The sequence below is a fragment of the Halomarina halobia genome, from assembly GCF_029338575.1.
GTDB lineage: Archaea > Halobacteriota > Halobacteria > Halobacteriales > Haloarculaceae > Halomarina > Halomarina halobia.
Genome location: NZ_CP119992.1, coordinates 1,922,830 through 1,943,174, shown reverse-complemented (window position 1 = coordinate 1,943,174; position 20,345 = coordinate 1,922,830). Strand labels below are relative to the sequence as shown.

20 protein-coding genes and 2 pseudogenes are annotated in these 20,345 nt (G+C 67.8%); 15 read left to right on the top strand and 7 right to left on the bottom strand.

Going from position 1 to position 20,345, the window contains the following annotated elements; all coding sequences use genetic code 11:
* Positions 1-75 precede the first annotated feature (75 nt).
* Positions 76-244 (bottom strand): annotated as a pseudogene (locus P1K31_RS22215) (biosurfactant protein 1); the annotation flags it as partial.
* Between the two features lie 200 nt (positions 245-444).
* Here P1K31_RS22215 and P1K31_RS10275 point away from each other — a divergent pair.
* The 6 genes and pseudogenes from P1K31_RS10275 to P1K31_RS10250 all read left to right on the top strand — a co-directional run.
* Positions 445-766, top strand: a pseudogene (locus P1K31_RS10275) (integrase core domain-containing protein); the annotation flags it as partial.
* Positions 767-848: 82 nt separating this feature from the next.
* The gene (locus tag P1K31_RS10270) at positions 849-1,541 is read left to right on the top strand and encodes a V-type ATP synthase subunit D (RefSeq protein WP_276303236.1); all 693 of its coding nucleotides are present in this window, start codon (positions 849-851) and stop codon (positions 1,539-1,541) included.
* Between the two features lie 79 nt (positions 1,542-1,620).
* Positions 1,621-2,010 carry a DUF6276 family protein gene (locus P1K31_RS10265; RefSeq protein WP_276303235.1) on the top strand — a complete coding sequence of 130 codons (390 nt, stop codon included), beginning with the start codon at positions 1,621-1,623 and terminating at the stop codon, positions 2,008-2,010.
* A 56-nt stretch (positions 2,011-2,066) separates the two neighbouring features.
* Positions 2,067-3,122: an A24 family peptidase gene (locus P1K31_RS10260; RefSeq protein WP_276303234.1), complete on the top strand. Its 1,056-nt coding sequence runs from the start codon at positions 2,067-2,069 to the stop codon at positions 3,120-3,122.
* A 212-nt stretch (positions 3,123-3,334) separates the two neighbouring features.
* A complete protein-coding gene (gene hisI, locus P1K31_RS10255) occupies positions 3,335-3,700 on the top strand; it encodes a phosphoribosyl-AMP cyclohydrolase (protein WP_276303233.1) in 366 nt (121 codons plus the stop codon).
* On the top strand, positions 3,693-4,826 hold the full coding sequence (locus tag P1K31_RS10250) for a DUF7118 family protein (RefSeq protein WP_276303232.1): 1,134 nt from the start codon (positions 3,693-3,695) through the stop codon (positions 4,824-4,826). The genes hisI and P1K31_RS10250 overlap by 8 nt, the downstream gene beginning before the upstream one ends.
* A gap of 470 nt (positions 4,827-5,296) precedes the next feature.
* Here the strand turns inward: P1K31_RS10250 and glmM are convergent, their stop codons facing one another.
* Both glmM and P1K31_RS10240 read right to left on the bottom strand, forming a co-directional pair.
* Positions 5,297-6,664, bottom strand: a complete 1,368-nt coding sequence (gene glmM, locus P1K31_RS10245) for a phosphoglucosamine mutase (RefSeq protein ID WP_276303231.1) — start codon at positions 6,662-6,664, stop codon at positions 5,297-5,299.
* 176 nt (positions 6,665-6,840) lie between these two features.
* Positions 6,841-9,222, bottom strand: a complete 2,382-nt coding sequence (locus tag P1K31_RS10240) for a heavy metal translocating P-type ATPase (RefSeq protein ID WP_276303230.1) — start codon at positions 9,220-9,222, stop codon at positions 6,841-6,843.
* 168 nt (positions 9,223-9,390) lie between these two features.
* Here P1K31_RS10240 and P1K31_RS10235 point away from each other — a divergent pair, with 168 nt between their 5' ends.
* The 3 genes from P1K31_RS10235 (at position 9,391) to P1K31_RS10225 (ending at position 11,804) form a co-directional block, all read left to right on the top strand.
* On the top strand, positions 9,391-9,936 hold the full coding sequence (locus P1K31_RS10235) for an ArsR/SmtB family transcription factor (protein ID WP_276303229.1): 546 nt from the start codon (positions 9,391-9,393) through the stop codon (positions 9,934-9,936).
* A gap of 160 nt (positions 9,937-10,096) precedes the next feature.
* Positions 10,097-11,320, top strand: coding sequence for an RNA-guided endonuclease InsQ/TnpB family protein (locus P1K31_RS10230; RefSeq protein WP_276303228.1), 1,224 nt, complete (start codon positions 10,097-10,099; stop codon positions 11,318-11,320).
* Between the two features lie 280 nt (positions 11,321-11,600).
* Positions 11,601-11,804, top strand: a complete 204-nt coding sequence (locus P1K31_RS10225; RefSeq protein ID WP_276303227.1) for a heavy-metal-associated domain-containing protein — start codon at positions 11,601-11,603, stop codon at positions 11,802-11,804.
* 308 nt (positions 11,805-12,112) lie between these two features.
* On the opposite strand, the gene P1K31_RS10220 is transcribed toward P1K31_RS10225, so the two are convergent.
* Positions 12,113-12,391: a hypothetical protein gene (locus P1K31_RS10220; protein ID WP_276303226.1), complete on the bottom strand. Its 279-nt coding sequence runs from the start codon at positions 12,389-12,391 to the stop codon at positions 12,113-12,115.
* Between the two features lie 187 nt (positions 12,392-12,578).
* Here P1K31_RS10220 and P1K31_RS10215 point away from each other — a divergent pair, with 187 nt between their 5' ends.
* The 3 genes from P1K31_RS10215 to P1K31_RS10205 all read left to right on the top strand — a co-directional run bounded on the left by P1K31_RS10215 (position 12,579) and on the right by P1K31_RS10205 (position 14,623).
* Positions 12,579-13,355, top strand: coding sequence for an HVO_0234 family beta-propeller protein (locus P1K31_RS10215; RefSeq protein ID WP_276303225.1), 777 nt, complete (start codon positions 12,579-12,581; stop codon positions 13,353-13,355).
* 51 nt (positions 13,356-13,406) lie between these two features.
* Positions 13,407-14,264, top strand: a complete 858-nt coding sequence (gene prs, locus P1K31_RS10210) for a ribose-phosphate diphosphokinase (RefSeq protein ID WP_276303224.1) — start codon at positions 13,407-13,409, stop codon at positions 14,262-14,264.
* 182 nt (positions 14,265-14,446) lie between these two features.
* Positions 14,447-14,623: a hypothetical protein gene (locus P1K31_RS10205; protein ID WP_276303223.1), complete on the top strand. Its 177-nt coding sequence runs from the start codon at positions 14,447-14,449 to the stop codon at positions 14,621-14,623.
* A gap of 20 nt (positions 14,624-14,643) precedes the next feature.
* Here P1K31_RS10205 and ileS read toward each other — a convergent pair whose 3' ends face one another.
* A complete protein-coding gene (gene ileS / locus P1K31_RS10200) occupies positions 14,644-17,895 on the bottom strand; it encodes an isoleucine--tRNA ligase (RefSeq protein ID WP_276303222.1) in 3,252 nt (1,083 codons plus the stop codon).
* 93 nt (positions 17,896-17,988) lie between these two features.
* Positions 17,989-18,225: a DUF8151 family protein gene (locus P1K31_RS10195; RefSeq protein WP_276303221.1), complete on the bottom strand. Its 237-nt coding sequence runs from the start codon at positions 18,223-18,225 to the stop codon at positions 17,989-17,991.
* Positions 18,226-18,320: 95 nt separating this feature from the next.
* On the opposite strand from P1K31_RS10195, the gene P1K31_RS10190 reads away from it, so the two are divergent.
* Both P1K31_RS10190 and P1K31_RS10185 read left to right on the top strand, forming a co-directional pair.
* On the top strand, positions 18,321-18,548 hold the full coding sequence (locus P1K31_RS10190) for a DUF7860 family protein (RefSeq protein ID WP_276303220.1): 228 nt from the start codon (positions 18,321-18,323) through the stop codon (positions 18,546-18,548).
* A gap of 2 nt (positions 18,549-18,550) precedes the next feature.
* The gene (locus P1K31_RS10185) at positions 18,551-19,177 is read left to right on the top strand and encodes a uracil-DNA glycosylase (protein ID WP_276303219.1); all 627 of its coding nucleotides are present in this window, start codon (positions 18,551-18,553) and stop codon (positions 19,175-19,177) included.
* A 25-nt stretch (positions 19,178-19,202) separates the two neighbouring features.
* On the opposite strand, the gene P1K31_RS10180 is transcribed toward P1K31_RS10185, so the two are convergent.
* Positions 19,203-19,550 (bottom strand): DUF7344 domain-containing protein, encoded by a 348-nt coding sequence (locus P1K31_RS10180; protein ID WP_276303218.1) that lies wholly within the window; start codon positions 19,548-19,550, stop codon positions 19,203-19,205.
* A gap of 210 nt (positions 19,551-19,760) precedes the next feature.
* On the opposite strand from P1K31_RS10180, the gene P1K31_RS10175 reads away from it, so the two are divergent.
* Positions 19,761-20,222: a thioesterase family protein gene (locus P1K31_RS10175; RefSeq protein ID WP_276303217.1), complete on the top strand. Its 462-nt coding sequence runs from the start codon at positions 19,761-19,763 to the stop codon at positions 20,220-20,222.
* The last annotated feature ends 123 nt before the right edge of the window (positions 20,223-20,345 follow it).

Genomic DNA, 20,345 nt, shown 5'->3' with positions numbered 1-20,345 from the left:
TCCCTTCGCTTCCCGTGATCGAGTACCGGATGTAGCGACGGTTGTTTAGCTATTCAGGTGATTATCTATGCTTATGTTCGAGGCGAGGAGGTTCGCGACGCCCTCGCCCTTCACGACGGAGCCGTAGAACGTAGTCGACTCGACGACCAGATGGACGATACCGAGGAGCGTCGCGTCCGCCGTCTCGTCCGTACTGGTGGATTTGTCACCGAGGGATGGTGGGACGGAACCGGCATTTCGTCTGGTCAGCCGTTACCCACGGCGTTGGCAGCGGTCCACTGGGAGGGTGGAACTCCCTCGCTCCCTGTATGGCTGGTCTAGACAGCGAGTTCCTCGAGCGCGTCTCGGTGTGTTCGAACAGTCACCGCAGAAACATCCGCAGTCTCCGCGGCCTCGGTTTAGGTTAACCATCGGCCCTGCTCGCGCCCGGTCTCGTAGCGGTGGGCGACTGCGTTCCTCCATCGGCTCACCGAGCAATACGCTCTCTCTGGCGGCTGCGTTGCTCGTCGATCAATTCGGCTACCAGACTGCCCTCGCTCGGGTAGGGCTGAGCGGTCGACTCTACTGACCGAAACCTGCTTGAAAAGCGGTTTCACACGTTGAAGGTGCGGGTCGACCGCTTCCACAACTCGTGGGTGGGAAGTCGGCAGAGCGTCCGCAACTGGATCGAACAGTTCGTACATTCTACGACCGACTGCGGCCGCATCAAGCGCTCGACGATCGGACGCCAGCCGAGGTGCTACACCAGACCGTGCCGAATTCGTAAACCTCCTCGTTCGCGATTCGCGCGCGACTGTGCCACGGAGAGTGGAAAGGCGTAAGTTCGGCGGACGGGAAGCTAGCCCAACATGGCCACAGACGTCAAGCCGACGCGCAAGAACCTCATGGCGATCGAGGACCGCATCGACCTCTCCGAGCGCGGTCACGACACCCTGGAGAAGAAGCGCGACGGGCTGATCATGGAGTTCATGGACATCCTGGACCAGGCCCAGGACGTCCGCTCGGACCTGAACGTCGCGTACGACACCGCCCAGCGGAAGATCAACATGGCGCGCGCGATGGACGGCGACATCGCCGTGCGCGGGGCCGCCGCCGCGCTGAAGGAGCACCCCGAGATCACCACCCAGTCGAAGAACATCATGGGCGTGGTCGTCCCGCAGATCGAGTCCTCGAAGGTACGAAAGAGTCTCGACGAGCGCGGCTACGGCGTCGTCGGCACGAGCGCGCGCATCGACGAGGCCGCCGAGGCCTACGAGGAACTGCTGGAGCAGGTCATCCTCGCGGCCGAGGTCGAGACGGCGATGAAGAAGATGCTCGAGGAGATCGAGACGACGAAGCGCCGTGTCAACGCCCTCGAGTTCAAACTCCTGCCGGACCTCTACGAGAGCCAGGATTACATCGAGCAGAAGCTGGAGGAGCAGGAGCGCGAGGAGATCTTCCGCCTGAAGAAGATCAAGGCGAAGAAGGAGGCCGAGGAGGCCTCCCCCGTCCGCGAGGAGATCGAGGAGGAGACCCGCGAGCCCGTCGCCGCGGACGACTGACTGGCCCTAGCCCCGCGACGCGCCGTCGGCTCGCGTCGCCTTCTGTGCGCTTTTGTACCCCCGCCCCTCACCTCCGGGTATGACCTGTCCCGACTGTGACGCGCCGCTGGTGGCCTTCGCCGTGCCCGAGGACCTCGCAGCGCACGTTCCGTACGACGCCGAGGCGGTCGCGCTGTGCACCCGCTGTCTCGGGCTCTTCGAGGTGCGGCCGCCCGTGGACGTCCCCGACTTCTCCCGGGTGAGCGAGGAGTTCCCCGAGGGCGAGGCGGGCGTCGCCATGGCCGTCGGCGTCTCGCTGCTCGACTCGCTCGCCCTGCACCGCGCGCGCATCGAGGCGCTCTTCTCTCGCGTCGAGGAGGCGGGGTACGACCCGCTGTTGATCGTCGACCGACTCGCCCGACAGGGGTCGATCCAGCCCCGGATGGACCTCGACCGTCGACGGACGCAGCTCGAACAGCTCCTGGAGTGAGACTCGACGTTCGAGTCGTCCTCAACGTTTAATCCGATCGGGCCACCAGTCGCGGTGTGGTTCCCCCGCTCGACGCGGCGGCACTCCCCGGGGGCGTCGCCGACCTGCTGCGACTGCTCGCCGTTCCCGCGTTCGCGTGGGCCGCCTACCGGGACATCCGGACCCGGCGGGTGTCGAACCGGACGTGGCCGCCGTTGCTGCTCCTGGGTGCCGTCGCGCTCGCCTGGGACGCCCTCGTCGTCCTCGACGCGTCGGCGTTCGCGCGACGGCTGTTCCTGCTCCGGGCCGCGGTGAGCCTGGGGATCGTCGCGCCCCTCGGCTACCTCTTCTGGCGGATCGGCGGGTTCGGCGGCGCGGACGCCAAGGCGCTGGTGACGCTCGCGGTGCTCTTTCCCACGTACCCGACCTACTACGTCGGCGGTATTGCCCTCCCGCTCGTCCGAAGCGCGGTCGGCGCGTTCTCGCTATCGGTGCTCACGAACGCGGTGCTCGTCGCCCTCGCCTACCCGATCGCGCTCGCGGTCCGGAACCTCGCAGACGGGTGCGTCTCGCCGCTCGCGCTCGTCGGCAAGCCGGTGGCCAGCGACGCGGTCGAGCGCGAGTACGGCCGCCTGCTCCGGACGACCTCGGGAGTCAGTCGGAACGGTCTCGACCTCGACGCGCTCCGCATGTACCTGCGCTGGCGCGGGACGTCGCTCGCGGCCGTCCGCGCCGATCCCGAGACACACCGCGACCCGGGGAGCCTCCCCGGAACGCCGAACGACCCCGGCGACGGGTCGCTCGCCGACTTCGAGGAGCCGCCGACCGCCGCGAGCGCGGCGGACGGGGGGTCGCGCTCCTCGCCCTCGGTGAACGCCTCTCCCGACTCACCGGCCGGACGCGCCGGGAGCGACCCGTGGGGAGCCGCGGCGTTCCTCGCGAGCATCGAGGGCGACGCCTACGGGACGACGCCCGACCGCCTCCGCGCCGGTCTCGACGCGCTCGTCGAGGCGGATGAGGTGTGGGTCACACCCGGCCTGCCGTTTCTCGTCCCGATGTTCGTCGGGTTGATCGTCGGCCTCGTCCTCGGCGATTTACTCTTTCTCGCCTTAGCCGCGGCCGGGGTAGTGTGAGCGGTCTTCGCACGCGCGGGCTGGCCGCTCGTGCGTCGGCAGTGCATCGTTCCGGTCGGAGATGTGGCCCCGTCCGAGGTGCGGCCGGTTCCGAGCGAGGCGATCGACGAGCGCCGCCGATGGTCCGAACCGCCGACGAATCGGAGGGGATCACCGATACCGACTGACAGTTCGTCAAAAGACCTATTCGCGCGTCGTTCCTCGGTTCGTCCATGAGCGTTGACCTCGCGTTCGAGGGGCCGGACGACCTGCTGCCGACCGTCGCGCAGGACGCCGAGACGGGGGAGGTGTTGATGCTCGCCTACGTCTCCCCCGGGGCGGTCGAGCGCACCCGCGAGACGGGCCGCGCGCACTACTACTCGCGCAGCCGCGACGAGCTGTGGGAGAAGGGCGCGACGAGTGGCAACGTCCAGCGCGTCGAGGAGGTGCGCGTGGACTGCGACGCCGACGCGCTGCTCTACCTCGTCCGCCAGGAGGGCGGGGCGTGTCACACCGGCCACGAGAGCTGTTTCTATCGCACGATCGACGGCGAGGAGGTCGGAGAGCGCGTCTTCGACCCCGACGAGGTGTATGGGTGACGCCGTCGAGGAGCTGACGGCGGCCGCGGAGTCGCTGGCGGCCGTCAGGGTCCGCGTCGCCGACGTGGGACCCGACCGCCTCGACGCCGTCACCGACGCGTACCGCGACCTCATCGGGATCCTGGACCGACACGAGGAGGACGCGACCGGCTACGGGGAGTTCCAGAAGTACGTCCGGTTTCAGGAGGCCGTCGCCGAACGGTTCGACTCGCTGCCGGACGACCTCCCCGCCCGCGAGGCGTTCGACGCGGCGGACGACGCGTTACGGAAGCGGACGCTCTCGGGGAGGGACTTCGATCGCGCCCGCGACGCGCTCGCGCCCGCCGCCGAGCACGCCGATCTCCACGAGGAGTGGCGGGCGGCGCGCGAGCGGTACCGCGAGGCCCGGCGGAGCACGCTCCGCCGGAAGCGCGAGGTCGAGGAGCGAATCGCCGACCTCGAACGGCTCCAGCGGCTGGGCGCGGCCGACCCCGACGCGCCGGTAGAGCGCCTCCGCGACCCGATCGAGGCGTACGACGAGTCGGTCCGGGCGGCGTTCGAGCGGTTCGTCGCCGAATCGAACGCCCGCGAGGTGCTCGCGTTCGTCGAGACGACGGCGGCCTACCCCCTCGTGGGGTTCGAGCGCCCGCCGGAGCGACTCCGCGAGTTCGTCGCGAACCATCCCGTGGGCGAGGAACCGATCTCGACGCTCCTCTCGTACGCCGACTACTCGCCGTCGAAGCTCGATCACTACGTCGAGGCGCCGCGGGAGTTGAAGGCGGCGGTCGCGACCAACCGCACGTACCTCGCGCGCCTCGACGCGACGCCGCTGACCGTCGGCTGGCCGCCGCCGGCCGCTCGCTCGCTTCGCTGGCGAACGCGGGAACTGCTCCCGGTGGTCGCGCGGTTCGCCGACGAGGGGACGGTCGCGCGCCTGCGCGCCGTCCGCGAACTCGCGCGACTGGACGACTACGCCCGGCTCCGCGAGAGCGCCGTCGCGCGGGCGGAACTCACCGCACAGGAGCGCCGCCGCCTCGAGACGACGGACGTCGCGGCGACGCTCGCCGAGGCGCGCGCCGAGCGCGACCGCCTCGCCGACGCGCTGGCGGAGCACCCGCCGCTCGACGAACTCGCCCCGCCCGCCTGACGCCGAGTGGGAGCTACCGCTCGGCGCGCGAGATAAGGTACGTCGGCGATCCGAACCGATCGTGGAACATCCGACCGGAGGTGAGTCAATGACCGGGGGATGCGGTTCGGAGTCGTGCGGCCCGGGGACCTCGAAGCTGAGGTGCGCGGGGACCCAGGGTCACTGTACGGCCGCCCGGCGGCGATGCGTGTGTCCCGCACCGCCGCGAGGACCGGTTACCGACACGTACTCTTCCGCGGGGCGGTGTATAAGGGTTGGGCGTAAGTACTTAACCGGGCCCGCTTCGTCGTGTGGTTTTGTCGGTACGCGGTCACCCGTCCGGCCGATCGGACGTTCGAGATCCGTCGTCAGCGTAGTCGCCGCCGATCCGTCGGGCGGTCACGGTACGACCGGTTTCATTTCCTATTGCGGAATGGGGTTTATCGACGTCGCGGCGGCGCTGCTTCCGGTCCGTCGCTGACCGATGCCGACTACGCGGCGGCCAGCAGAACGTCGTGCATGTCGCGCGCGAGTTCGTTCGCGCGCTCGGGCGTGCGCGCCTCGGCGTAGATGCGGACGACGGGTTCGGTGCCGCTGGGGCGGACGAGCACCCACGCGTCGCCGTAGTCGAGTCGGTGGCCGTCCGTGACGTCGAGTTCGGCGTCGCTCTCCCGGGCGGCGGCCTCGGCAGCGCCGAGGAGCGCCTCGCGCTCGCCGTCGTCCTCGTACTCGACGTTGACGCGCACGTTGTAGTAGCCGCTGTGGGCGGCGGCGATCTCGCTCGCGCGTCGGTCGGCGAGCAGTTCGCAGAAGCGCGCGGCGGTGTACGCGCCGTCCCGACCGAGACGGAAATCGGGGAAGAGCACGCCGCCGTTGCCCTCGCCCGCGACGGGGACGGTGACGTCCGCCTGCTCGAGCGCCCGGATGCGCGTGATGATGTTGGTGCTCCCGATCGGCGTGAGTTCGAGGTCGGCACCGACCTCGTTGGCCACGTCCACCAGCCGCTGAGAGACGTTGACCGCGGAGACCGTCGTGTCCCCGTCGGCGAGTTCGGCGGCCGCCAGCGCGGCGAGCGCGGCGTCGCCCTCGACGTGTTCGCCGGTCTCGTCGACGAAGATCGCGCGATCGGCGTCACCGTCGTGGGCGATGCCGACGTCGGCGTCGCTCGCGCGCACGAGCCGGCGCAGGTCGGCGAGGTTCTCCGCGATCGGTTCCGGATCGCGCCCGGGGAAGCGCCCGTCGGGCTGGCTGTTGACGGTGACGACGTGGCAGCCCAACGCCTCGAACAGCGTCGGGCTGGTGAGCGCGCCAGCGCCGTGGCCGGGATCGAGCGCGACGATCAGTCCCGCTTCGGCAATGCGGTCGCGGTCCACCGCCGCGAGCACCTCGCCGACGTACGCGCGCTTCGCTCCCTCGATCCGCCGGGTCACCCCCGTCGCGTCCCAGGAGACGGTGGCGAAGCGTTCGGCGAGCAGGCGGTCCTCGACGCGTTCCAGGGCGTCGCGGGCCAGTTCCACCCCGTCGCGGCCGACGAGCTTCACGCCGTTGTACTGCGGCGGGTTGTGGCTCGCCGTGATCATCAGGGCGGGGACGCCCTCGCGGGCGGCGTACGCCTGGAGCGCGGGCGTCGGCAGGACCCCGACCCGGTCCACGTCGCAGCCGACGCTCGCGAGTCCGGCGGCCGCGCCGTCCGCGAACATCTCCCCGGTCGCCCGGGTGTCCCGTCCGAGCGCGACGCGCGTCGGTCCCTCCCGCGACGCGAACACCGACCCTGCCGCCATCGCAACGCGCCCGACGAAGGCGGGCGTCAGCTCCTCGTTCGCGACGCCCCGAACGCCGCTGGAGCCAAAGATCTTCATCGTGTGTGTGTGGATCGGGGTCTGTCAAAGGGATTGCGAAGAATCCGTACACCTCATATGGATATATAGAACGTCGATCGTCGAACCTCCCTGGTTCCGAGGGTGGATCTCTGTGAATGGTTGTTCGCGCCTGTTTTTCGGACGGTTTTGTCGGTGGACGTCACTACAGGCCTTGATTAGCCGGTCTCGTCTCCCGGCTCTTCGAGCCTCGGGTCGATTTCCTCACGCTGAGCTTGGTCCGTCGCGGCCACTTCGGCGGACATCTCTTCGTCCTCGTATTCCGCTTCCGCTTCCCCGTGTACGTCATCTTTCCCTTCGTCCGGCGCTTCACCCTCAGTGGAGAAGTCGAGGTTGATACCTTCCCCGCTTACGAGCTGGCCGCCGAAGCTGTTCGCGAGCACGAGCGTGACGCTCGCGAGCATGGCGAGCATCGCGAAGACGGGGTGGACCAGCCCGGTCATCGCCGCCGGGACGCCGACGCCGTTGAAGCCGAACGCGATTATGAGGTTCTGCTTCGTCTTCGCGTAGCTGTTCTTGCCGATCTCGTAGGCGTCCATCACGCCGCCGAGCCGGTCACCCATCAGGACGATGTCCGCCGACTCGATCGCGACGTCAGTGCCGGCACCGATCGCAATCCCGATGTCCGCCTGGGTGAGCGCGGGCGCGTCGTTGATCCCGTCGCCGACCATCGCCACCCGGACGTCCTCGGCCTGGATATCGCGAATTTCGCGCGTCTTGTCATTTGGGAGCACCCCTGCCATCACGCGCTCGATGCCGACCGCTTCGGCGACCGCCGAAGCGGTGCGCTGATTGTCGCCGGTGATCATCACGGGCGTGATCCCCGCCGATTTCATTCGCTCGATCGTCCCGGCGGCATCCGCCTTGACCGTATCTCCGATCGCGACCAGTCCCAGGAGTCGCCCGTCGACAGTCACGCCGGAGACGGTGTTACCCCGGTTCTGGAGCCGCTTGATCTCCTCCTGGCCGGCACCGATGTCGATGCCTTCCTCGGCGAGCCACCCGGGTTTGCCGACTAGGACCTCCTGATTCTCGACAGTCGCCCGGACTCCTTTGCCGGTGACGCTCTCGAACTCCGAGGAGTCCGGGGCGCTCACGCCCCGGTCCTCTGCGTGGTCGAGAATCGCCTTCGCAAGCGGGTGTTCGCTGAACGCCTCCGCCGCGGCCGCGACGCGGAGCACCGTCTCGTCCGTTTCGCCGAGGCTGACGACCTCGTCGACGGCGGGCTCGCCCTCGGTGATCGTTCCAGTTTTGTCGAGGACGATCACTTCGACGTCCTGGAAGATCTGGAAGGCGTCACCCGAGCGCATGAGGATGCCGCGGTCGGCGGCCCTCCCGCCGCCGCGGATGAGCGCGAGCGGCGTCGCCATCCCGAGCGCGCACGGATAGCCGAGCACGAGGGCCGCGAGCGCGGCGAACGCTCCACGCTGGATATTCGGATCACCGCCGATGAGCAGCGGGCCGACCGTCCAGAAGACGAACGCGATGGCAGCCGCCGCCAGCACGCCGGGAACGAAGTATTTGAGCACCCGGTCGGCGAGTTGGAGGACGCCCGGTTTCATCGCGCGTGCCTCCTCGATCTGGTGGGCGACCTGTTGGAGGAACGCGTCGTCGCCTGTTGCCGTGACTTCGATGAGCAACGTCCCGGTCTCGTTGACGCTGCCGCCGATCACCTCGTCACCGACTTGCTTTTCCTCGGGGACGGACTCACCGGTCGCGACGCTCTGGTCGACGGCACTCTCGCCCTCGATGACCTCGCCGTCGACGGGGATCTTCTCGCCCGGTTTCACTCGGACGTGATCGCCAACCTCGATTTCGCTGACTTCGACCTCCTCAACCTCGCCGTCTTCATGCACGCGCCGTGCCGTATCGGGTTGGAGATCGAGGAGATCCTGCACTGACCGCGAGGCGCGCGTCCGGACGATCAGGCTCGTGTAGCCGGAGAGGATGTGGTAGGTGGTGATGAAGACGGAGACCGCGAAGAAGTGGACCGTCGGAAACTCGGGGTAGACGAACAGGCCGAGGAATCCGCCGGCCAGCCCGCCGAACGCACCGGCTTCGAGCAGGACGTGCTGGTTGAAGATACCGCGACGAAGACTGTAGTACGCCTTCTTCAGGATGTAGAAGCCCGGCCAGAACATCGTCACCAGCGCGAGCGTCATCACCGTGAGATCCATCAAGGGCGACTGTGACTCGAACGTCCCCCGTACGAAGATCATGAATCCCATCAGTGCCGCGGTGATGATCGCGGCGGCCCCGCTGATGATGAGTTCGCGCTTCCCCTCCTCGAGTTCCTCTTGCTGTTGTTCGAACTGTTTGACCTTATCTGGGTCGCGGATCGTGTAGCCGAGTTCCCGGAGGGTGTCCTTCAATTCGACCTCCTCGACTTCATCCTCCTCGTACTCGACGAGGACTTCTTCGTGGGCGAGGCTGACGTTGACCTTGCTGACGCCGGCGGTCCGATCATACGCCTTCCGGATGCTCTCGGCGCAGAACGAACACGACATCCCGCCCACGTTGAATTGCACCGTCCTGGTCATCCTCTCTAGGAGAGAGCGCCAGAACGTCCTTAAGTATTACGACAATAATTGTATCGGTTTGACGGGGTTGAATGTGGTTGGCGCCGGTCCAGCCGCGCTATTTCACTCTGTACCAGTACAGCCCATCTCCCAGTAGTCTTAAGATTATAGGAGCTGTAGAACTGCCCAATGAGCCTATTTACGGCCGACGTGAACATCGAGAACGTCATCACCACCGATCCAGAGAAGGCGCGAGCGCTGGAAAATGACATCCGTGCGAAGATCCTCGATATGCTGGCGGACGAGGAGATGACGATCGAGCAGATCCACGCCGAACTCGAGCGCCGTGGCGACGAGAAGGCCGAGACGACCGTCCGCCACCACGTGAACATCCTGAAGGACGCGGGGATGGTCGAACTCACTCGGCTCGAGGAGGCGGGCGGCGGGACGCTTAAATACTACCGGTCGAACACTCGTGTCTTCTTCTATGACCTGCCGGAGAGCGCGGAGGAGTCGCTTGCCGGGGCCTCTGAAGCGACCCGCGACGCACTTCGGGCGTTCATCGAGACGCTATTCGCTGAACACGGCGACGAAATCCGGACGGTGGCAGAGGAGCTGAAGCCCTGTGAGTACTGTTCGACCCAGCACTACGAGGAGTTCATCCTTCGCGAGCTGCTCAATCGCTCGCTGACCGAGCTGAGCGAGGACGGCGATCTCGACGACCTGCTCGATTAATCGGCCAGTCGCACTCTTCCGGCTCGCCACCTGATTCAAGCAGGGAGTCCCGGCCTTTAGGCCGGGCGGGAATGCGACAAGACACCACCAAACCGCCGGACGTAAGCCGGCCAACCCCCAAATATTTATGATAGTTTAATACCACATGTGGTATGTAGCATTGAAACGTACCGCCCGCGTCAAGCTCGCCGTCCCCGACGACCGGCGGGACGATCTCAAACGGACGATGTTAACGTTCCGGGAGGTCGCCCAACGGTTCGCGGATCGGGGATGGGAGCGTGACGCGGACGGCTACGTTATCACATCCAGAACGCGCCTTCAGTCGCTCGCCTACAAACAGATCCGAGAGGACACGGAGTTGCACTCGGATCTGTGCATCGGTGCGGTCAATCTCGCATCCGAAAGTCTTCGGAGCGCGGTCGAACGTATGAAGGCCGGCAAACGAGCCGGCAAGCCAACGTTCACCGCCCCGACAGCGACGTACAACACCAACGCGGTGTCGTACTTCACAGACGGAGACGAGCCGGGATACTGCACGCTCGCGGCCTATGGCGGTCGTGTTCGTGCCGAGTTCGTGTATCCGCCGGACGAGGACTGTCCGCAACGGCAGTATCTCAACGGAGACGAGTGGGAACCGAAAGGTGCGACACTACACTACGAACGAGACGGCGGCGAGTACTACCTTCACGTCACGGTAGAACGCGACGAACCGGAAACGGAGTTGGGAGAGGCCGAGAACGGAACGGTTCTCGGTGTAGATTTAGGCGTGGAGAATATCGCCGTCACCAGCACGGGGACGTTCTACTCTGGCGGGCTGTTCAATCACCGCCGAGACGAGTACGAACGCATCCGTGGATCGCTGCAACAAACCGGTACGGAATCGGCACATCGAACCATCGAGCAGATGGGAGATCGAGAACGGCGCTGGAACAACGACGTACTACACCGCATATCGAAGGCCCTCGTTCAAGAGGCAATCACGAACGACTGTTCAGTGATCGCCTTTGAGGACTTGACCGACATTCGGGACCGGATGCCCGGCGCGAAGAAGTTCCACGGATGGGCGTTCAGGCGACTCTACGAGTACGTTGAGTACAAAGCCGCCGAGTTCGGTATCCGAACCAAGCAGGTCGATCCGGCGTACACGTCACAACGCTGCTCGAAGTGCGGGACGACACTTCGCGAGAACCGAACGTCACAAGCGGACTTTTGCTGTCTGAAGTGTGGCTACGAGGTTCACGCCGACTACAACGCGGCGAAGAACGTTGCAACGAAACTACTCCGGTCGGGGCAGAAGTCTCCGGTCGGAGGGGCGGCCAATCAACTCACCCTGAAGTCGGGAACGCTGAACGGGAGCGGCGATTTCACGCCCGCCTCATCGTAGGCCAGACCGGGAGTTCACCGACAAACGCCGGCCTTCAGGCCGGGGAAGTTGATTTCCGACCCCAATCATCGCAGAGCGTCCCGGACACCAACGGAGCGAGGGCGTACGGAATCCGTGTGCCCTGACCGTATGAGTGGAGTGAACGAAGACCGTCCGCGCTGGTTGACGTGTCGCTGCTGAACGCGAAATAAAGCCCTCTACCTGCAACCGCTATCATCGACATGGCGCTACTACGAAAATACCCATAACAGTTAAACGGATCGCTCGTCTACGCGTGGACATGGAACAGTACGGATTCACGGTCGAGGGCATGTCTTGCAACGGGTGTGAGGAGCGTGTCACGAACGCGGCCAAGCGCGTCGAAGGCGTCCGACGGGTCAACGCCGACCACGAAACCGGGACCGTCGAAATCACCGCCGACGAGGACACAGAAGACGACGTCCGCCGGGCCGTCCACGACGCTGGCTACGATATCACCGCCTGAACGGACGAAGCATATCTATTGTATCCTGGCGAAGAGCGCGGGATGATTTCAATTCAAGTGAGCATTGGCGACCGCTTCCGTCCAGTAGTTTCACGAATGAGGTTTGTATTGTGAAATATTGGGACAGCCTCCGGTTCGCGTAACCGCTTCTATTCCCTGGAACTGTGCAGTCCGCTCGTGGCAGTCCACGTCGATCGGGTGTTCCAACTCGTCAAGGTCCTTTACGACGAGTGAAGGACGTGTCATCCGTCTTGGCTTCGGCTCATCGAAGCTCGTGAAGTACAACACGGTCCCGACGCGGCAAACACTCACGCGTGAGACGAGGAGCTCTCCGACGCCGGGAAACGAACTATCCTCTCACTGAGGAACGACTCGTCGACACGTATGAGAACGAGGGCGCCCTCGATCTCCGGCTCCCCCAACGTTGGGGGAGCGATTCGGACCTTCGAGAGCGCCACGTCGGCGAGTTCACGGACGATCGAATCCGGGAGAACATTCGACTCGCTGAAGAGACGATTTTCGGCGCGTTCGACTCGGAACGAACAGCGAACGTGAAGTACCCTGATAACCGGTTCAACGAACTGCAAGCGCTCACGTCGTTGTTCGGATGCGGGACGCCACGGGGCCAGTCGCGGATGGGGAACTTCTTCGGCGGCGACGGGAAGGTGCCACGCGATCGAGGCGGTCGGCGAACGGGGCCTCGGCGACGATCGTGCGTGCTGATCCGGACGACCGTGGCGACACGCTTTCGGCGCTGGCCCGCCGCATCCCGCCATGGACGAGGACATCAGCATCGACGAGAAGCGCGTCTACGGCGCGAAGGCGGGCCGGACGGTCGCGTTCGTCGCCGCGGGGGCGGGGCTCGTGCGCGTGGACGTGTCGGGCGACCTCGTCGGCGGCTTCGGCCTCGAACGCCGCGGGGCGGTCGCGTCGGTCGCCGCGCGCGACGGGGCGCTCGCCGTCGCCGCCGAGGGAGACGTGTTGATCGGTGACGGCGAGGAGACGGGGTTCGGCCCCGCGAGCGCCGTCGGCTTCGACCCGGAGGGGGCGCTCGTCGCCGCCGGATCGGGTCGGGTCGCGCGGCTCGCGGACGACGGGTGGACGACGCTCTCCGCGGTCGAGGACGTGCGCGCGATCGACGGCGACCTCCTCGCGGCCGAGGGGGGCGTGTTCCGCCTCGACGGGACGCGCGTCGGCCTCGCGGACGTTCGAGACGTCTCGACGGTCGGCGTTCCCCTCGCCGCGACCGCGGATGGCCTGTACAAGCTCGGAAACGGCTGGATGGACGCGCTGGACGGCGACTTCCGGGTCGTCGCGTGCGACGGCGAGCGCGCCCACGCCGCCGCGTCCGACGCGCTCTACGAACGGGAACGGGTCGACGGGGAGTGGACCGAGGTCCCCCTGCCCGTCGCCGAACCCGTCGCCGGGATCGGGTACGGCGAGTCGACCTACCTCGTCAGCGGCGAGGGGACGTTCCTCGTGGCGGGGGAGGACGGCTGGCGCGCCCGGTCGCTCGGCGTGCGCGACGTCCGCGGGCTCGCGGTGCTGTAGCCACGAGCGGCAACGAAAACGCGTTTTACCACGCGCCGTCGAGAGGCGCACATGATACTGCCCGGATCGGCGTCGCAGTCGCTCGCGGCGTCGCTCGCCGCCGAACTCGACGCGGAGGTGGGACCCGTCGAGTACGACCGGTTCCCCGACGGCGAACTCATCGTCCGCGCGCCGGCGAGCGGCGAGCACGCGATCGTCGTCGCCTCCACCGTCGACAGCGACGCCCACGTTCAACTCCTGCAGCTCCAGGACGTCGCCCGTCAGCACTTCGAGCGGGTCACGACGGTCGTCCCGTACCTCGGCTACGCCCGGCAGGACCGGGCGTTCAGGGAGGGCGACCCCGTCTCCGCGCGCGCGATGGCGCGGGCCATCTCCACGACCACCGACCGCGTCGTCACCGTCACGCCCCACGAGGAGGCGGTCTGTGACTTCTTCGACGTTCCGACGGAGTCGGTGGACGCCTCGCCGCTGCTCGCCGACCCGCTCCCCGCCGACCTCGACGAACCGCTCTTTCTCGCCCCCGACGAGAGCGCCACCCCCCTCGCGGAGACGGTCCGGGACGCCCACGGGGCGGGCGGCGTGGACTACTTCGAGAAGGTGCGCGACTACGACACCGGCGAGGTGACGCTCACGCCGAGCGAGACGGACGTCGCGGGGCGCGACGTCGTCGTGGTGGACGACATCATCGCCACCGGCTCGACGATGGCCGGGGCGATCGAACACCTGCACGCCGAGCGCGTCGCCCGCGTCTACGCCACCTGCGTCCATCCGATGCTCGCCGCGAACGCCCGGGCGAAGCTGGCCCGGGCGGGCGTCGCGGCGGTCTACGGCACCGACACCGTCGAGCGAGCCGAGAGCGCGGTGAGCGCCGCGCCCGTCCTCGCGCCGGCCGTCGCGGACTCGCGATAGCCGTCCCCCCCTTCCCCGTTCTTTCCCGCCGCCTTCCGGGGTAGCGGCCGCTCTTCTACCGCACCGGCCTCCGGACCGATTTTGGCCGGCCTAAATCGACGCGCTCAAGTATTTTAGGCTGACCTAAAGCGGTATGGAAACCGGACGAACGGGACGCAAACCGGAGAACGGAGGGATCGCTCGTGCGGGCGCGTGAGTGGGTCGTCGCCTCGCTGTACTACGGGCCGGAGGACTACGACATCCCGCCGCTGCCGCGCTGGCGCGAGGGCCGCGACGAGTGCGGGCGTCTGGCGCTGTTCGAGGCCGAGACGGACGAACCGTTCATCACGTGCGGGCGGCCGGTGACGGTGCGCCGGTAGGAAGAGCGCGGTCCCGCCGTTCAGTCCGACGGTTCGGGCGTCGCGAGCGGTTCGACCGCGATCGACATCTCGACGCCCTCGACCTCCCACTCGCGGCGGTGGCCGTCGGCCACGTCGCCGAACTCGGCGGCCCGCACCTCGCGGGCGATGAGGTCCTCGTGCTCGCGCACGAGGCGGGCGACGCGGTCGTCGCCGACGTCGAGGTCGACGCGCACCTCAGCCTCGATGTCGAGGTCGAGGTCCTTGCGCATCTCCTGGACGCGGCGGATCACCTCGCGGGCGTAGCCCTCGCTCTCGATGTCCTCGGTGATGCTGGTGTCGACGTAGACGACCCCGCGCTCCTCGCCGTTCGTCGAGAAGACGGTCCCGGCCACGTCGTCGGGCGTCTCGGTGACGAACTCGACCATCTCGTCGGTGAGTTCGACGGGTTCGTCGAGCCGGTCGTTGACGCTCGCCTCGAGCGCGTCGAGCGTCGCCTCGGACACGCGGGCCTCGTTGAGCGCCCGCATGACCTCCTGGGCGCGCGAGCCGAAGGCGGGGCCGAGGACGCTCATGTCGGCCTGCGCGGAGTACCGAAGCTCCTCCCACGACTCGTCGGGGGCGACGACCTCCACTTCGCGGGCGTTGAGCCGCTCGCGGAGGAGCGGGGCGTGCTCGCGGGCGGCGCGGGCGGCCTCGGCGTCGTTGGCGGCGACGACCACGCGCGGAACCGGCCAGCGGAGCTTGCGCTCGGCCTGCTGGCGGGCGTTCGCGCCCGCCTCCTCGATCCCGCGCAGCACGTCGACGTCGGCCTCGAGGTCCTCCCGGAGGAGCGCCTCGTCGGGTTCGGGCCAGTCGCACATGTGGACCGTGTCGTACCCCGCCTCGCCGGTGAGGGTGGCGTAGACGTCGTCCGCGACGTACGGCGCGTAGGGCGCGAGCAGCTGGACCGTCTCCAGGAGGACGCGGTAGAGCGTCGCGTAGGCGGCGCGCTTCGAGTCGCTCGCCTCCTCGGCCCACATCCGCTCGCGGACGACCTGGATGTAGAACCGCGAGACGTCCTCGACGACGAAGTCGAGGAGGGCGGCGAGCGCGCGGTCCTGTCGGAAGTCGTCCCAGTGGACGATCGTCTCGCGCTTCGTGGACTGGAGGCGCGAGAGCACCCACTCGTCGGCGAGTTCGAGGGGCACGTCCCCGACGCTCACCCCGTCGGGGTCGAACCCGTCCATCCGCATGTACGGCAGCGGGAAGCGAAAGACGTTCCAGAGGATGTTGAGGTCGCGCTGCATCGTCGCCATCTCGTCCCAGGAGAAGCGCATGTCCTCGCCCTGCGGGTTCACCGACAGAAGAAAGAGGCGCATGGGATCCGCGCCGTGGCGCTCCATCGCCTCGTGGGGCGTGACGACGTTCCCGATGGACTTCGACATCTTGCGGCCGTCCTCGGCCAGCGCCCAGCCGTGCATCAGCACCTCCCGGTAGGGGATCTCGCCCATCGCGGTCGTCCCCATGCCGAGTTGCGACCAGAACCAGCCGCGGGTCTGGTCGTGGGCCTCCATGATGAGGTCCGCGGGCCACAGCTCCTCGAAGTCCGCCGTCTCGCCGGGGTAGTCGAGCGTGCCCCACGACGCCACCGAGGAGTCGAGCCACACGTCGAAGACGTCCGGGACGCGCTCGTAGGTGACGCCCCCCTCCGTGATCGTGAGGTGATCCACCGTGGGGCGGTGGAGGTCCACCTCCTCGGGGTCTACCGCCTGATCGACCCGGTCGGCGAGTTCCTGGCACGTCCCGACGACGATCACCTCCTCCGTGTCGCCGTCCCACCCCTCGGGCACCCAGATCGGGATCGGGATGCCCCAGTAGCGCTGGCGGGAGACGTTCCAGTCGGGCGACCCCTCGATGAACTTCCGGAACCGGTTGTCGCGGGCCTCCGGGGGGTGCCACTCCGAGTCCTCGATGTTCGAGAGCATCTCGTCCTTCACGTCGGTGACGGTGACGAACCACTGGTCGGTGGCGAGAAAGACGATGTCCGTCCCGCAGCGCCAGCACTGCCCGTAGTCGTGGCGGGTGGTCTCGTGGGCGAGCAGCAGGCCCCTCGCGTCGAGGTCGGCGATGATGTCGTCGTTGGCGTCGCGGACGAACTCGCCGGCGTACGCCCCGCCCTGCTCGGTGTAGACGCCGTCGGGGCCGACCGGGCAGAAGATCTCGAGGTCGAGTTCCCGCCCGCGCTCGAAGTCCTCCTGGCCGTGACCCGGCGCGGAGTGGACGAGGCCCGTGCGGTCCACCTCGACGTAGTCCGCGTGGTAGACCCGCCCCGCGCCCTCGCCGGTCGGGCGGCTCGGCACCTCCTCCGCGAGGGGGTGGTCGTACTCCCAGCCGAGCATGTCCGCGCCCGACAGCGCCTCGACGACCTCGTAGTCCTCGTAGCGCCCGCGCTTCAGCACGTCCTCGACCATCGCCTCGGCGAGGTAGAGCCGTTCGGTCTCGCCGTCCCTCACGGCGTCGACGGCCACGTAGTCGGCCGCCTCGTCCACCGCGACGAAGGTGTTCGCGGGGACGGTCCACGGCGTGGTCGTCCAGATGACGAGGTGCCCCTCGCGGTCGCGCAGGGGGAACTTCACGTAGATGCTGGGCGACTCGATCTCGTGGTACTCCACCTCGTTCTTGGCGATCGCGGTCTCGCAGCGGGGACACTGCGTGATCGAGCGCTTTCCGCGGTCGACGAGGCCGCGCTCATGGGCGCGCGCGAAGCCCCACCACGCCGCCTCCATGTACTCCGGCGTGACGGTCCGGTAGGGGTTCTCCCAGTCCATCCAGACGCCGAAGGACCGGAAGTCGTCCTGGAGGCCCTCCAGTTGCTCGTCGGCGTACTCCTTGCACGCCCCGATGAACGCCTCCATGCCGAACTCCTCGATGTCCTTCTTGTTGGCGAAGCCGAGTCTCTCCTCGACCTTCGTCTCGATGGGCAGCCCGTGCATGTCATAGCCGGGGCGGTCGGTCACGTCGTAGCCGCGCATCCGCTTGTAGCGGATGTAGGCGTCCTTCAGCGACTTGTTCCACGTCGTCCCCATGTGGGCCGCGCCGCTCGTGTAGGGGGGGCCGTCGACGAAGAAGAAGCGCTCCGCGCCCTCCCGGTTGCGCTTGGTCTGCTCGTAGGCGTCAACGTCCGCCCAGTACTCGCGGACGCGCGCCTCGACGACGTCCGGATCGTACTGGTCGTCTACCTCCCCGAATCGTCGTCGGAGCCGGGACGACTCCGTACCCGACTCGGGGGCGCTGTCGGCGCTATCGCTCATGGGTGAGAAACGCACCCCCGAGGGTAAAGGCGAATCGGTCCGACAGGTATGGCTGTCCGCGGTCGAGGACCGTCGAGTCGAGTACTGTTCCGCTCAGGCCAGCAGCGCCCGCGCCCGGGGGAGCAGGCGGCCGGTCGCGACCAGGTACGCCCCGCCGAGCGCGACCGCACCCATGGCGAGCAGCCAGAGGCCGAGCATCTGGTCGGTTCCGATCGTACTGAGCCCCGCCTGTTCGGTCAGCAGGCCGAGGCCGGTCAGCGCGACGGTCACGACCGCGTAGACGAGCACGGAGAGGGCCTCGAGCACCGGTTCCAGCAATGCGTCGTTCACGGGGGACCGTATCCCGCTCTCGGGTAAACCAGTTACGGAACGGTGTGGTACTCCCCCTCGAACAAGTTTATGCCCGACGTGGCGATACGTGACGTATGGGACGTTACGGTTCGCTCGACTACCCGAAGCTCACGAAGGGCGGCTTCCTGCTCGGCCTGACGCTGTTTCTGGCGGGGGCGATCGGGGGCGCGTTCGCCCCCGCCGTGCTCGGATCGACGCCCGGCTGGCTCTCCACGGTCTTCGTTGACATGGAGGCCGTCGGCATCCTCCTCGGACTGCTCTCGCCCATCGTCTTCGGCGTCGTCCTCCCGCTGACGGAGTGACGGTGACGCCGCGGTACCCCGACCCCGACGACCGCCTCGTCCTCGAACCCGACTGCCGGCGCTGTCCCGAGCTCGCCGCCGCCCGCGAGCGCATCTCGTGGGGCGTCGGACCGGCCGACGCCGACCTCGTGGTCGTCGGCGAGGCCCCCGGCCCGGGCGCGCCCGAGGCCGACCGCTGGCGGGGCGGCAACTGGACCGGCATGGCCTACACCTCGCGCGCCTCGGGTCGGAAGGTGCGGGCGATGTTCGAGCAACTGGGCCACCCGGACGCCTACTACACGAACGCGGTGAAGTGCTTCCCGCTGGATCCGGCGGGCGGCAACCGCGAACCCGCGGCCGAGGAGCGCGCGAACTGCCGCCCGTACCTCCTGGACGAGATCGAACGGGTCGATCCGGCGTGCGTCGTCGCCACCGGCAAACACGCCACGCGGTCGCTGCTCGCGGTCGAGGGGCGCGAGGTCGGCCGCTTCCTCGACCTCGTGCTCGAACCGCAGGACTGTCCGACGCTCGGCGTTCCCGTCCTCCCCGTGCTCCACCCCTCCTACCAGGAGGTCTGGATCTCCCGACTCGGATACACCTACGAGTCGTACCGCGACGCGATCGGGGCGGTGCTGTCGGAGTACGCGTGACGCCGACGCGCTCATCGGCGGACGGTCAGAGCCAGTCGTCGGGTAGCTTCTCGCGGTTGTCGTGCAGGAGGCGAATCGCCGGTTCGATCTCGCGGAACCGCGGTCCGCGATCGACGACCCCCCGCTCCCGATCCCACGTGATGAACCCGGCCGCGGCCAGCTTCGGCAGGTGGACGTGGTGGAGGCGAACCCGACATGCCTCCGGTAGTTCATCCCGCGTCGAGAACGCCTCGACGCGGAACGCCGAGCGCCTCCGGCGGTCGGTACGTCGGTACACTTCGACGAGGATCCGGCGGCGATAGCGGTGGCTGAGGACGTCGAACATCGCGTCGAGCGACGAACCGACGTCGGATTCGTGATGGTCTGTCGTCATTTCGTGGGCTGTAGAACACGCTCGTCGCCGTCGTGGGGACTGCACGGACCGAAGCGACCCGACCAGCGTGATCCGACGCGTCGCGCGAGGAGATCCGGGCGACCGCGTAACCGCAGGACGTCGTGTCTACCCTCCGGTAGCGGCCAAAAGGTACAAATACGTTCCGCGAACCGTGGTAGCGTTTACCCGTTCCCGTGTTAACGGGAATCCATGGCCGTCGATCTCTCCGACCTCGCCGCGCGCGAGGTGACCGGACGCCGCGAGTTCACCGTCCAGCCCCGTCACGCGACGAACGTCTTCGGCGAGCAGGACGATCCGCCCGCGCTCCCCGCCGCGGCGGACGCGACCCCCGACGAGGCCGTGCGCGTGCTCGGCTCGCCCTCCCTCCTCGCCTTCTGCGAGTTCGTCGGCCGGGAGTCGCTGCACGGACGCCTCCCCGACGGCACGGGGACGGTGGGCGAGCGCGCCGACCTCCGCCACCGCCGGGCCGCGCCCGTCGGGACGACCGTGGCCGTCGAGACGGAACTGGTCGGCGTCGAGGGCCGCCGCCTGGAACTGGCGGCGACCGCCTCGCGCGCGGGCGACGGCGCGGTCGTCGGGGGGGCCGACCTCGCCTTCCGGGTGGTCGAGCGCGCGCGGTTCCGGGCGGCGCTGGAGGGACTGGAGGGGTGAGCGGGACGACTGTCGAAGTGGTGTCGTGATCTACCGCCGGCGCTCCGTTCGTCTCCTCGCGCACCGCGTTCAGCGCGCTGTCGAGTTCGAAGAGTTCCCGGACGACGTCGCTGTCGGCGACGC